Consider the following 12,557-nt stretch of genomic DNA (forward strand, 5'->3'; position numbering starts at 1 on the left):
GACACGATAGATGAGCGTCGGTGAGAGTGGCGAGGACGGCACTTCCACGAAGGACGATTTATGCGTGTATTTCTCACCGGCGGCACCGGCTACATCGGCACGGCGGTCCTCGGCCGGCTCATCAGCGAAGGCCACCAGGTCACCGCACTGGTCCGCGACCCGGGCAAGGCGGAGGCCGTACGGGCGAAAGGGGCGGATCCCGTCATCGGCGACCTGGCGGACGGCGCGACCGTGCACCGGCTCGCCGGCGCCGCCGACGGCGTCATCCACCTGGCCTCACCGGGTGACGACAGCAGTGCGCGGATCGACGACACGGCGGCCACGCAGATCATCGCCGCCCTGAAGGGCAGCGACCGGCCGTACGTCCACACCGCCGGCGTCTGGGAGCACGGGAGCGGCGCCGCCATCACCGAGACGAGCCCGATGAACCCGCCGCGCCTGACGGCCTGGCGGGTGCCGATCGCGGAGCGGGTGCTGTCCGCGCCGGGCGTGCGGAGCGCGGTGGTGGCTCCCGCCGTGGTCCACGGTCACGGCGGCGGGCTGCTCGATCTCGTGGCCGCGGGGCCGAGGACCGGCGGGGCCCTGACCATGATCGGGCACGGGGACCAGCACTGGAGCACCGTGCACGTGGACGACCTCGCCGCCCTCTACGTGCGGGCACTGGAAAAGGCGCCGGCGGGCTCGTACTTCATCGGGGCGAGCGGGGTGAACCCCACCGTGCGCGAGATCACCGAGGCCGTGAGCCGGGCGATCGGCCTGTCCGGCCGGGTCGCGCCCGAGCCGGTGGTCCAGACGCTGGAGCGGCTCGGGCTGCTCGGCGAGGCCCTGCTGCTCGACCAGCAGGCCACCGGGGACGCCGCACGGCGCACCCTCGGCTGGGCCCCTGAACACCCCACGATCATCGAGGACATCGCGTCATGACGCGGCCACGGATGCGTTCGCCCGCCCTGCCCGTGCTGGTGGCCGTCGCGGCCGGAGCGGTCGTCCCGGTGCAGTCCCGGGTGAACGCCGAACTGTCCCACCGGCTCGGCGACGCGGTCGGCGCCGCCGCCATCAGCTTCACCGGCGGCGCGATCATCATGACCGTGCTGGCGCTCTGCCTGCCGCGGCTGCGCCAGGCGCTCTTGAGCCTGCCGCGCGTCACGCGGGAGCGCCGCCTGCCGCGCCGCTACCTGCTGGCGGGGATGCTGGGCGGGACGTTCACGCTGGCCCAGTCGACGACCGCGCTGATCACGGGCATCGCGGTGTTCACGGTGTCGGCCATCGCGGGACAGACGCTCGGCGGGCTGATCGTCGACGCCCGGGGCGTCGGCGGCGTGCTCCGGCAGCGGCCCGGCGTCCATCGTCTGGCGGGCGCGGCGCTCACCCTGGTGGCCGCCGTCGTCTCCGCCCTGCCCGGCCTCTCCGGCGCCCCGGCCACGGTGCTGCTTCCCGCGCTGCTCGCCGTGGCCGCCGGTCTGCTGCTGGGCCTGCAACAGGCCATGAACGGCGCCACCGGGGCGGCGGTGGCCTCCCCGCTCGCCGCCACCTGGGTGAACTTCGCCGTCGGCGCGGTCTTCCTCGGCCTCGCCTGGACCGCCAAGACCCTGGCCTTCGGCCTCGGCGGCCACCCGCTGCCCACGCAGTGGTGGGCCTACCTCGGGGGCGCGTGCGGCGTCGTCTTCATCGCGACGTCCGCCCTGCTCGTCCGCAGAATCGGCGTGCTGCTCCTGGGCATGGCGTCCATCGCGGGACAACTGCTGGGCTCCATCGTCCTGGACGCCGTCCTGCCCTCGGGCGACCACGCGCCGGGAGCGTTCACCGTCGTCGGCGCGGTCCTCACCTTCGCGGCCGTCTGGATCGCCGCTCATCGCAAGCAGGAAAGAAAGGAAGAACCACGGTGCCCCACGACCGCATCCTCATCAAGGGCGCGTATCCGATGACCCAGGACGAACGGCTCGGCGACCTCGCCGGGGACGTCCTCGTCGCCGATGGAACGATCCAGGCCATCGGCCCTGACCTCCAGGACGAGCAGGCCCGCGTGATCGACGGCTCCGGCACCGTCGTGCTGCCCGGCTTCATCGACAGCCACCGGCACAACTGGCAGGGAGCGCTGCGCGGCCTGGGCCCCGCCTGGACCTACGAGGAGTACCGCAGCCGCGTCCAGATCGGGCTCGGCCGGCACTTCGAGCCCCGCGACGTGCACATCGGCAACCTGGCGGCCGACCTGCTGTCCATCGACGCCGGCGTGACCACGGTGCGCGACGAGCCGCACATCAGCAACAGCCCCGAGCACACCGACGCCGCCATAGCCGCGCACTGGGAGTCGGGCATCCGCGCGGTGTTCGACCACGGGTGGCCGTCGTACGTGGGTCTGGGGGAGTGGGGTGCGAAGCAGCAGGCGATCCGCAGGCTCGCCGGCTCCGGGCTGCTGGGCTCGGACATGACGTTCATCCACTGCTGCACCTCCACCGACGAGGAGCTCAGGATGCTCGGAGGGCGGCGTGCTCAAGGGCGGGGAGAGGGTGTTCGAGCAGGCGGCGGCGTCTCGCGACCGGCTGTTCCGCGCCGCCGGCCTCAGCCGGTCCGGAGCGGCGCGGGTGAGCGGGTGATTCACCGTAGGCGGTCGAGCTGGGAGCTCTCGCCCTCCTGGGCGAAGGGGGCGCCGGTGGTGCGGGCGCGCAGGCCCAGGGCGACGGCTTCGCCGAGGAGGCTGACGCCGATGGACAACGTCATCGGGCGCAGCTCTTCCGACGTGGTCAGGGCGCCGAGGCCGGCGTTGACGGCGGCCGAGGCGGCCCAGACGAGCAGGGTCCAGACGGTGTAGCGCTGCCAGAGGTGGCCGTCGCGGACGAACAGGCGTGGGGTCAGGCCGCGCAGCGCGCCCAGCAGCAGGCCCACGATGGCGCCGGCCAGCACCCAGGCGAGGTCGGCGCCGACCGGATGCACGTCCTTGACCAGGCCGTACGCGCCGATGCCGACGAGCACGACGGGTGGGCCGAACAGGTCGCGGGCCCGCAGGGGCTCTCCTTTGAAGCGGCGGATCACCACGACGACGACCAGGGTGAGCGCGATGAACGCGAACATGACACCTCCGTTTTATAGCACGAGCATGCTAAAAAAAGAACATAGCATGCTCGTGCTATAAAGGCAGGGTGCCGAAGATCGTGGATGCGGGAGAGCGGCGGCGGGCGGTCGCCGAGGCGGTGTTCCGTGTGGTCGGCCGTGACGGCCTGGAGCAGGCGTCGCTGCGCAACGTCGCCGCCGAGGCCGGGCTGGCCATCGGATCGGTGCGGCACTACTTCGACGGGCACAACGAGCTGATGGTGTTCGCGATGCGGGAGATGTCCGCGCGCGTGATCGCCCGGCTGGACGCCCACGCCGGACGTCTCATGGACCCGTCGGCGCCGCCCACCCCCGACGAGCAGCGCGAGATCGCCGTCCGCATGCTGGCCGAGCTGCTGCCCCTGGACGACGAGCGGCGTACCGAGGTCATCGTCTGGTTGTCCTTCGTCGCCGCCGCGCGCACCAGGCCCGAGCTGCGCGCGCACGCCGACGAGCTGTACGACGGCCTGCTCGCGCTCACCACCCGCATCCTCGAGGGCGCCCGCCGGTCGGGGCGGCTGCGCCAGGACCGCGAGGTCGCCCTGGAGGCGCGCCGCCTGTGCGCGCTGCTCGATGGGCTGGCCATGCAGGCCGCGTTCCACCCCGGCCGGCTGGACGCCGACACCATGCTCGGCGTCCTGCGCACTCACCTGGCCGCGCTCGCGCCCTGAAACTCAGATCTCCGTGCGCCGGTCGATGCCGAGCGTGGCGATGAGGTCCTCGTGGAGCTGGAACCAGACGCGGTGGCAGGAGTCGACCTCGCTGCCGTCCACCCAGGCGGCCTCCCCGGCTCGCGCGCGGGCCAGGGCCGCGGCGAAGCGGGTGTCGTACCCGCGCAGTCGTGACAGGACGCGCCCGAGCCGGTCGGACAGCGGCGTGAGCGCGTCCGAGAGGGCGGCGAGTTCGCCGAGGACGCGGGCGTCCCAGGCGGGGTCGGTGTGGTCGTTGGGGGCGAGCCGGTCGCCGGGGGCGGGCCGGAGCTGCCAGTCGGTGCAGGCCTGCTGCAGGCGGGCGTTCAGGGGGAGGAACGCCCGATAGGCGTCGCGGACCTCGTCCGTGCCGCCGGCGTCGGCGAGCTCGGCCGCGAGGCGGCGCTCGTTCTCGGCGCGGCCGCGTTCGGTCAGCGACCAGCCTGCGGTGCCGGCGAAGGCGGAGTGGCCGACCCAGCCGTGCGCCTCGGCGTCGCGCAGCAGCTCTTCCGTCTCGGCCGCGTCGAGGTCGTAGCGCCGGGCGAGCTCTGGGGTGCCGGCGAAGCCGAGCACGCGTACGGCGTGCAGGACCAGCAGGTCGGGTACGGAGTCGCGGGTCACGAGCCGGTGTCCTGCCGCGCGGTCAGGCGGGTGTAGTGCTGCTGGCACGCCTGGGGCGAGTTGAAGCCCATCGCGTCCGCCATCTGCGCCCAGGTCAGGCCGGCGCCGCGGGCGATGAACAGCAGGGCGGACTCCAGCCCCTCGGCCTCGGCGCGGGCGGCGGGCAGGAGGGCCAGCGCGTCGAGCACGTCGCCGGGGTCGAGGTCGGCGTGGCGCCAGACGGCGAACTGGACGAGGTCGATCGCCGACGGCGGCACGGGCGAGGGGCGCCACGGGCGGGGGGCGAGCGCGTCCGCGCCGAGGCGCAGGAGGCGGTCGCGGGCCTCCTTCTCCCGGTCGGCCTCCTGTCGTGGGTTGCGTGACATGCCGGTTATGCTTCACCATCAATGAACTGTTGTCAATCTTTTGTTGATGAGGGCAGATGATCGTACCCCTGAGGGCGGCTGTTACCGAGACGTGCGGAGGCAAGGCGGGGGCGCTTGGTGCGCTGCTGCGGGCAGGGCTGCCGGTGCCGGACGGGTTCGTCGTGCCGTTCGCTGATCCTGGTGAAGATCTGCGGCGGCCGGTCGAGGAGTGGGGTGACGCGTTCGTCGCGGTGCGGTCATCCGCCTCGGACGAGGACACCGCGCACGCCTCGGCGGCCGGTCAATATGAGAGCTTCCTCGCCGTACGGGGGACCGACGCGGTGATCGAGGCCGTACGCGCCTGCCGGGCCTCGCTGCTCACTCCGCGCGCCCTCGACCACCGTGGCGACCGCGCCATGGCCGTCCTCATCCAGCGCCACCTGGACGCCGAGGTGTCCGGGGTCATGTTCACCCCCGCAGACCCGCACGACCCGACCCGTATCGAGGCGTCATGGGGGCTCGGCCCCAGCGTCGTCGGCGGCACGGTCACCCCCGACACCTACCTCGTCGCCGAGTCGGTCACGCGCACCATCGCCCGCAAACGCACCCGCCTCGACCGGCGTGGCGGCGAGCTGGTCACGTCCGAGGTGCCGCTCGATGCCCGCGATCGGCCGGCGATCGACGACGCGACCGCCCAAGCGCTCGCCGGCCTGGGCAGGACGATCGCCGCCGTACGCGGCGGCCCGCAGGACATCGAATGGGCGATCGCCGGCGGCCGTACCTGGATCCTCCAAGCACGCCCGATCACCGCCGCACCCCCGCCGCTCACCTCGGCCGCGCTGAACGGAATGCCGGGCAGCCACGGCGTCGCGACCGGCACCGCGCGGATCGTCCGCGGCCCGGGCGACTTCGCGCGCGTGCGTCCCGGCGACATCCTGATCTGCCCCTTCACCGACCCCGCCTGGACGCCGCTGCTGCGCATCGCCGCCGGCGTCGTCACCGAGACCGGCGGCGTGCTCTCCCACGCGGCGATCGTCGCCCGCGAGCGCGGCATCCCCGCCGTCCTCGGCATCCAGGACGTCACGAACACCCTCCACGACGGCGCCACCATCACCATCGACGGCACCACCGGCACGATCACCTGACGAAGGCGTGCAGGGCGTCGAGCAGGCAGGCGAAGTCGGCGTCCCTGACGTCCTGCGCGTGGTGGTCGAAGCGGCCGGCCGCCTCGCTGGTGGCGAAGCCCAGGACGGCGGTGCTGATGAGGCGTTCCGCGCGGGCGGCCCGCTCGTCGTCCAGGCCCGCCTCGCGCAGGGCGGCGCAGACACGGTCGCGCACCTGGCGGGCCTCCTCGGTGGCCGCGGGACGTTGCAGCAGGAGCGGGAACACGCTGGGGTGGCGGGCGGCCGACCGCCGTACGCCGGTGGCCAGGTGCCGTAGGCGGTCCTGCCAGGGGAGGTCGTCCGGCGGCGGCGGGATCTCGGTGAGCAGCGCCTCCACCAGGCCGTCGAGCAGGTCGTCCTTGTTGGAGACGTGCCGGTAGAGCGCCATCGGCGTGACGCCCAGGCGGGCGGCCACGGCCGCCATGGTGACGGCGGCCAGCCCTTGCTCGTCGGCCAGTGCGAGCGCGGCGTCGAGGACGGTGGCTCGGCTGATCTGTGCGGGACGCCCCATGGCGTAAGTATACGACATATGCTTATGTCATATACAAAGGGAGCGGCCATGCGGATCTTGATGACGGACGGCTCAGGGCTCACCTCACGTCAATGCGCCACCGTGCTGTCGCGCGCCGGGCACGTGGTCGAGGCGCTGACGTCGGACCCGCTGTGCGTGTGCGCCTTCACCCGGCACGTACGCCGCCTGCACCGCGTCCCGCCCTACGGCGACGACCCGTTCGCCTGGCTCGAAGCGGCCCTGACCGTGTACAAGGCCGGCGGCTTCGCCGTGCTCCTGCCCACCCAGGAACAGGTGGCGGTCCTGTCCCGGGCGGCGGACGGACGGGCCGCCACGGTGGTGCCACCGTTCGCCGCGCTCGCCCGCGTCCAGGACAAACTGTCGGCCGCCGCCACGCTCACCGAGCTCGGACTGCCCCAGCCCCCGCAGGCGATCATCGCCAACGCCCGCGACCTAGCCGAGTGGGACGTCTTCCCCGCCTACCTCAAACAGCCCATCGGCACCGCCACCAGCGGCGTCGCGAGACTGACCGGCCCCGCCGACCTCAAGGACCGGCCTGTCGAGGACGGCCTGCTCGTGCAGCATGAGGTGCCTGGCCCGCTGGCGATGATCCAGACGGTGTTCGCCGAGGGGGAGCTGCTCGCCTTCCACGCCTGCCGCAGGGAGGGCGAAGGCGCGCGGGGCGCAGCCGGCCGCAAGCGCGGCCTCTCCCTGCCCGGGATTCGCGACCACCTGGCCAGGCTGGGCCGGGCGCTGCGCTGGCACGGCGCGCTGTCGGCGGACGTCATCATCGGCCCTGACGGGCCCGTCTTCATCGACCTCAACCCGCGCCTGGTCGAGCCGGTGAACGCGCTGCTGTCCGGCGTCGACCTCCTCACGCCGATGCTCGACCTCGCCCGCGGCCGCACCCCCGCCGTCCAGCCCGCGGCGCGGCCCGGCGTGGCCACGCACCAGCTCCTGCCGGCCGTGCTCGGCGCGGCCCAGCACACCGGCCGGCGCGGGGCGGTGCTGCGCGAGCTCGTCACCGCCGCCGCCCGCCGTGGCGGCTACGCGGGCAGCAGGGAGGAGCTCACGCCGGGGTTCGACCCGCGCAGCGCGCTGCTGGTCGCGCTCGCCGCCGGCGCGACGATCGCCCGTCCCGGCCTGTGGCGCTGGTTCGCGGCCGGCAGCGTGCGGGCGTACGCGCTCAGCGGGCCGGCCTGGCGGCGCATCGTGCGCGGGCCCGCGTCATGACGACCGGCGGGCCAGGTCACCGGTCGCGTCCTGGCCGGCGTCGGTGGTGCGGCGCAGGAAGCCGGCGAGCAGATCGAGATCGGCGTCGCCGTACTGCTCGCAGATCTCGTCCATCTTCGAGCTCATCCCGCCATAGAGCTCGAACAGCTCCGCGTTGCGCTCCCGGTTGGCGCGGACGATGACGGCCCGCCGGTCGGACGCCTCCGGGTCGCGGTCACGGGTGACCCAGCCGGCGCGCTGCAGCCGGTCGAGGATGCCGGTGACGGTGGCGGGGTGCAGGCCGGCGCGGCGGGCCAGCGCGGTCGGGCTGAGCGGGCCGTGCCGGTTGATGATGTCGAGGCAGGACAGATCGACGTCTTTGAGGCCCGCGTGCGCGCCGACCTGGTGGTTGAGCAGCGACAGCTGGATGCTCAGGGCGCGCAGCGACTCCTTGATCTCATGCGTCACCCGGCGTCGCGACCGCGACGGCTCGGCTGCCTTCGAGGACGTCATACGGTGGGCCTCCCGAACAAATATGGCTCACATATCGTATGCGCATCGAAGCACCCGGCTCCGGTGCCGTGCGGTGAGCCGGGCAGGGGAGTGGAGCCGGCGTACCTGACCTCGTTCCGTTTCGTCCTGGTCTGGCCGTCCGTCACCGACAGCCCGGCCGTCCGCGCGCCGGCACGGACCGCCGCCGGCCTCGGGCCCGTCGCGATCGGTCAGGCCGCGCCGTGGAAGGCGGTGGCGTGGTCGGCGACCCAGTCGGCGTAGGTGCGCGCGGGGCGGCCGAGGATCTTCGCCACCTCGTCGGTGACGGCCTCGGCCGGTCCGGCGCCGCGGGCGTACCTGGCCAGCAGGGCCTCCACGAACGCCTGCGGGAAGCCCCGCTGGATCATGCCCTGCGCGTACGCCTCCGGCGGGATCTCCTGATAGCGCAGCGGCCGGCCGATCACCTCGCCGATGACGGCCGCCATCTCCTCGTGCGACAGCGCCTGCGGGCCGGTGAGCGGCACCTTGCGGAACGCCGGCCCTGCGTCGAGCAGCGCCCGCGCGGCGACCTCCGCCAGGTCCTCCTCGTGGATCAAGGGTTCGGCGAAGGCCGCGTACGGACCCCGCACGACGTCGCCCGCGCGGACCTGCGGAGCCATCGTGTGCAGGGTGTTGACGGCGAAGGACGCGGCGCGCAGGCTCACCCACTCCATGCCGCTGGCGACGGCGGCGTCCTCGGCCTCCTTGTTCCTGTCGCCTCGCAAGCGGGACGGCTGGGCGGCGAGGTCCTCGTCGATGTTGATCGCGGCGAGCGCCACCACCCGCCGGGCGCCGCGCTCCCTGGCGAGCGCGCACAGCTCGGCCGCCGACTCTCCGGCGGCGCGCGGGTGCAGGAACAGCGACGTGACGCCCTCCATGGCCGCCGCCATCGTGCCTGGCCGCGACGGGTCGCCCACCACGACGTCCACGTTCGCGGGCAGGCCGGACGCGTGCGGGCCGCGGGTGACGGCGCGCACCTTCGCCCCTTCGGCGGCGAGCAGGGCGACGAGGCGGCTTCCGATGGTGCCGGTGGCGCAGGTGACGAGGATCATGACAAGTCCCTTCTTTGTATGAGATTCATATTATACGAAACTCATACAAGATGGCGTCAGACGATGCCCTCCCGGATCTCGTCGTACAACCGGGTGGGATCCTCGGCCAGCGACTTCTTGACGTGCCTGCTCCAGTCATCGGCGAGCACCTCGGCCGCTCCCGCCTCGATCCCGTCCAGGCCGGCCCGCACGGCTTCGGCCGGATCGCCCTTCGGCCCGTCGTAACCGGCGCTGAAGTCGGTGTCGACCGCTCCCAGGTGCAGCGCGGTCACGAGCGTGCCCGGCAGTTCCAGGCGCACGCCGTTCGTCAGCGCCCATTGGGCGGCCTTGGTGGCGTGGTAGCCGTTCGTGCCCGGGTAGGCGTGCCAGGACTGCGCGGACAGCACGTTCAGGATCGCCCCGCCGCCGTTGGCCGCCAGTGCCGGGGCGAACGCGCGCACGGCGGTCAGCGTGCCCCAGAAGTTCGTCTCCATCTCCGCGCGGATGGCCGCCGGGTCCGTCGTGAGGAAGTACGTGGAGTGGCTGACGCCGGCGTTGTTCACCAGGAGCGTCACGTCGGTCGCCGCGGCGGCCGCGGCCAGGACCTGCGCCTCGTCCGTGACGTCCAGCCGCAACGGCACGACGCCGGGCAGGTCGATCGTCTCCGGGCGCCTGGCGGTCGCGTACACGCGGGCCGCGCCCCGTTCCAGGAGCTGCCGGGCGAAGTGGCGGCCCAGCCCGCGGTTGGCGCCGGTCACGAGCGCCACCGCGCCCTCGATGCGGAAACCGTTCAGGTTCTCTGTGCTCATGCGAGCACGCTAAGACCTACCGCTGACGTCAGGGTCAAGTCCTGGGGAGGTTCGGGACAAAACGGTCGGACGTTCGCCGCCGATTCGGCTGACTGCTATTGATCTTGACCGCTACCCTTCACGATCAACAACGTTTCGTAGAACGGGAGCTTTCATGCGACACCCTGTTGTCGTGAGTGCGTTACTCGCCCTGGTGGCCGGCGCCGGCCTGCTGGCCGGACCGGCCACCGCCGCGGTGGCCGACGACAGCGCGGCCGGTGGCTGGTACACCGAACTGCCGGACACCATGAAGGTCTGCGACAACGCGACCTGGCAGGACGGACCGGCCGGCGCACCGCAGGGCGCCATCGTGGTCCCGGCGGGCGACAACACCGGCTTCGACTTCGGCCAGAGCGGCACGACCTACTGGTTCGCCCCAGGCACCCACACCCTCGGCGACGAGCAGTACAGCCAGATCAGGCCCGGGGACGACAGCGTCTTCCTGGGCGCTCCCGGCGCCGTCCTGGACGGCCAGAACAAGAACCTCTACGCCTTCTCCGGCGGCGCCTCCAACGTGCGCATCGCCTACCTCGAGGTCCGCAACTTCGGCCGCGGCAAGGACAACAACAACGAGGGCGTCATCAACCACGACGCGAGCAGCGGCTGGGTGATGGAACACCTCTACGCGCACCACAACGACGGCGCCGCGGTGTTCCTCGGCAACACCAACACGATCCGCAACAGCTGCCTGAAGGACAACGGCCAGTACGGCATCAGCATGTACCGGCCGCAGGTCGAGGGCGACGCGGCGATCAAGGACATCGTCGTGCACAACAACGAGATCTCCGGCAACAACCAGGACGACTGGGAGGCCGAGATCGAGGGGTGCGGCTGCACCGGCGGCGTCAAGTTCTGGGACGTCGAAGGCGCCACCGTCACGCAGAACTACGTCCACGACAACCTGAGCGTGGGCCTCTGGGCCGACACCAACAACATCGACTTCCTCTTCGACCGCAACTGGATCGAGGGCAACGAGAGCATCGGTCTCTGGTACGAGATCAGCTACAACGCCACGATCACCCGCAACGTCTTCAAGCGCAACGCCTGGGTCACCGGCAACGACAACCAGGGCTCGCCGGCGCCGGCCATCTACATCTCCGAGTCGGGCGGTGACGCGCGCCTCGCGAGCGACACCAGCGGCAGCACCGACCTGAGGATCAGCGACAACTACTTCGAGGACAACTTCTCCGGCATCTCGATCTTCGAGAACGCCAACCGCTTCTGCAACTCCAACGGCAACACCAGCAAGACCTACTGCACGCCGTTCGTCGCTCCGACGGTGATCCCGGAGCCGTACGACTACGAGTACCCGAACCCGATCAACGACGCCCACCCCTGCTACACCTCGATCGCGAACGAGCCGCAGCGCACCGACTGCCGCTGGCACTCGCGCAACGTGAAGGTGACGGGCAACGAGTTCCGCTTCGACCGCTCGGTCGTGCCCTGCGCCGGCACCTACTGCGGGGTCCAGGCCCTGTACGCCCAGGGCGCCGACAACATGCCGTGGGCGCCGTACACGGTGTCGGAGATCCAGCAGGACATCATGTTCAACGCCGGCAACAGCTTCACCGGCAACACCTACGTCGGCGACTGGAAGTTCGCCAAGGGCTGGGGCGAGACGATCTCCTGGGACGCCTGGCGCTCGGCCCCGTACAACCAGGAGGCCGGCAGCACCTACAACGGCTCGACCGAGGAGCCGCCGGTGCCCAACGCCCTCGACGCCGACACCTCGACCCTCGAAGGCTCGATCGGCCAGTGGTCCGCCTGGTACAGCAGCTCCGTCGAACGGTCAGCCGACGCCGCTCACGAGGGCGACTACGGCCTGCGCATCGCGGTGACCGAGGCGAACGGCTGGGGCGTCGCCCTCGACAACTGGCCCGGCTTCGAGACCAGGGCCGGCGCCAAGCAGCTCAGCTTCTGGGCCCGGCAGGGCACCCCGGGGATCGCCGACGCGACGCTCAGCGTGCTGTGGCGCGACTCCGAGCAGGAGCTGATCCGCACCGACGAGATCCCGCTGAGCGGCCTCACCACGAGCTGGAAGGAGTTCACCCAGCAGCTCACCGCCCCGTCGGGCACCGCCGCCGTCTCCCTGGAACTGGGCGGCGAAGGCGCCGTCGGCGAGACCCTCCACCTCGACGACGTCGTGATCGCCGACCAGGAGAACGCCTAGAAGAGGGGGGAACGGGTGCCCACCACCCGTTCCCACCCTTACATCCGCCGGTTCCCTCGCACGGGGGAGGCGCGCCCCGGGCCCATGACAGGACGCTGGTGACGTCACGAGCGTTCGAAGGGGTGGAGGGGTGACGTGGTCGCTTCGTTGCGGGTCCGGATGTGGGTCTACCTGTCGCTGTGCGGGCTTCTGCCGTGGTCCGTGGTGAAGACCGTGTGGACCCTCGGGGGAGACGCGCTCGGGGTGAGCGGCCAGGACTGGTTACGGAGCGTCGAGAGCGACGGCGGTGCCGTCTATGAGGTGCTGGCGGCCGTGGGGATCGATCTGACGGTGCTGGCGGCCCTGCTCGGGGT

13 protein-coding genes are annotated in these 12,557 nt (G+C 72.0%); 7 read left to right on the forward strand and 6 right to left on the reverse strand.

Translation table 11 applies throughout. From position 1 onward, the window contains the following. Nucleotides 1–60 precede the first annotated feature (60 nt). The 4 genes from AB0K12_RS28570 to AB0K12_RS28585 all read left to right on the forward strand — a co-directional run bounded on the left by AB0K12_RS28570 (nt 61) and on the right by AB0K12_RS28585 (nt 3,755). Nucleotides 61–921, forward strand: coding sequence for an NAD-dependent epimerase/dehydratase family protein (locus AB0K12_RS28570; protein ID WP_364567627.1), 861 nt, complete (start codon nt 61–63; stop codon nt 919–921). After that, nucleotides 918–1,922, forward strand: a complete 1,005-nt coding sequence (locus tag AB0K12_RS28575; protein WP_364567630.1) for a DMT family transporter — start codon at nt 918–920, stop codon at nt 1,920–1,922. Before AB0K12_RS28570 ends, AB0K12_RS28575 begins: the two co-directional genes overlap by 4 nt. After that, the gene (locus tag AB0K12_RS28580) at nt 1,880–2,806 is read left to right on the forward strand and encodes a hypothetical protein (RefSeq protein ID WP_364567633.1); all 927 of its coding nucleotides are present in this window, start codon (nt 1,880–1,882) and stop codon (nt 2,804–2,806) included. Before AB0K12_RS28575 ends, AB0K12_RS28580 begins: the two co-directional genes overlap by 43 nt. A gap of 328 nt (nt 2,807–3,134) precedes the next feature. Beyond that, the gene (locus AB0K12_RS28585; protein WP_364567636.1) at nt 3,135–3,755 is read left to right on the forward strand and encodes a TetR family transcriptional regulator C-terminal domain-containing protein; all 621 of its coding nucleotides are present in this window, start codon (nt 3,135–3,137) and stop codon (nt 3,753–3,755) included. Between the two features lie 3 nt (nt 3,756–3,758). Here AB0K12_RS28585 and AB0K12_RS28590 read toward each other — a convergent pair whose 3' ends face one another. Together AB0K12_RS28590 and AB0K12_RS28595 are read right to left on the reverse strand one after the other, a co-directional pair. Next, on the reverse strand, nt 3,759–4,394 hold the full coding sequence (locus AB0K12_RS28590) for a transcriptional regulator (RefSeq protein ID WP_364567639.1): 636 nt from the start codon (nt 4,392–4,394) through the stop codon (nt 3,759–3,761). Next, nucleotides 4,391–4,759, reverse strand: coding sequence for a DNA-binding protein (locus AB0K12_RS28595; RefSeq protein WP_364567642.1), 369 nt, complete (start codon nt 4,757–4,759; stop codon nt 4,391–4,393). Before AB0K12_RS28595 ends, AB0K12_RS28590 begins: the two co-directional genes overlap by 4 nt. A gap of 56 nt (nt 4,760–4,815) precedes the next feature. Between AB0K12_RS28595 and AB0K12_RS28600 the strand changes: the two genes are divergently transcribed. Further along, nucleotides 4,816–5,883: a PEP/pyruvate-binding domain-containing protein gene (locus AB0K12_RS28600; RefSeq protein WP_364567645.1), complete on the forward strand. Its 1,068-nt coding sequence runs from the start codon at nt 4,816–4,818 to the stop codon at nt 5,881–5,883. On the opposite strand, the gene AB0K12_RS28605 is transcribed toward AB0K12_RS28600, so the two are convergent. Beyond that, complete coding sequence (locus AB0K12_RS28605; RefSeq protein WP_364567647.1) at nt 5,876–6,412, reverse strand: TetR family transcriptional regulator; 537 nt, start codon at nt 6,410–6,412, stop codon at nt 5,876–5,878. The two genes, AB0K12_RS28600 and AB0K12_RS28605, sit on opposite strands and share 8 nt — an antisense overlap. Before the next feature lie 48 nt (nt 6,413–6,460). Between AB0K12_RS28605 and AB0K12_RS28610 the strand changes: the two genes are divergently transcribed. Beyond that, nucleotides 6,461–7,645, forward strand: coding sequence for a hypothetical protein (locus tag AB0K12_RS28610; protein WP_364567649.1), 1,185 nt, complete (start codon nt 6,461–6,463; stop codon nt 7,643–7,645). Here AB0K12_RS28610 and AB0K12_RS28615 read toward each other — a convergent pair. The 3 genes from AB0K12_RS28615 to AB0K12_RS28625 all read right to left on the reverse strand — a co-directional run bounded on the left by AB0K12_RS28615 (nt 7,640) and on the right by AB0K12_RS28625 (nt 9,995). Next, on the reverse strand, nt 7,640–8,137 hold the full coding sequence (locus tag AB0K12_RS28615; protein ID WP_364567651.1) for a MarR family transcriptional regulator: 498 nt from the start codon (nt 8,135–8,137) through the stop codon (nt 7,640–7,642). The two genes, AB0K12_RS28610 and AB0K12_RS28615, sit on opposite strands and share 6 nt — an antisense overlap. A gap of 209 nt (nt 8,138–8,346) precedes the next feature. Beyond that, the gene (locus tag AB0K12_RS28620) at nt 8,347–9,207 is read right to left on the reverse strand and encodes an NAD(P)H-binding protein (RefSeq protein WP_364567653.1); all 861 of its coding nucleotides are present in this window, start codon (nt 9,205–9,207) and stop codon (nt 8,347–8,349) included. A 56-nt stretch (nt 9,208–9,263) separates the two neighbouring features. Continuing rightward, the gene (locus AB0K12_RS28625) at nt 9,264–9,995 is read right to left on the reverse strand and encodes an SDR family oxidoreductase (RefSeq protein WP_364567656.1); all 732 of its coding nucleotides are present in this window, start codon (nt 9,993–9,995) and stop codon (nt 9,264–9,266) included. Nucleotides 9,996–10,167: 172 nt separating this feature from the next. Between AB0K12_RS28625 and AB0K12_RS28630 the strand changes: the two genes are divergently transcribed. Next, nucleotides 10,168–12,204 carry a right-handed parallel beta-helix repeat-containing protein gene (locus AB0K12_RS28630; RefSeq protein ID WP_364567659.1) on the forward strand — a complete coding sequence of 679 codons (2,037 nt, stop codon included), beginning with the start codon at nt 10,168–10,170 and terminating at the stop codon, nt 12,202–12,204. Nucleotides 12,205–12,557: the final 353 nt, after the last annotated feature.

Source organism: Nonomuraea sp. NPDC049419, from assembly GCF_040676995.1.
Classification (GTDB): Bacteria; Actinomycetota; Actinomycetes; order Streptosporangiales; family Streptosporangiaceae; genus Nonomuraea; species Nonomuraea salmonea.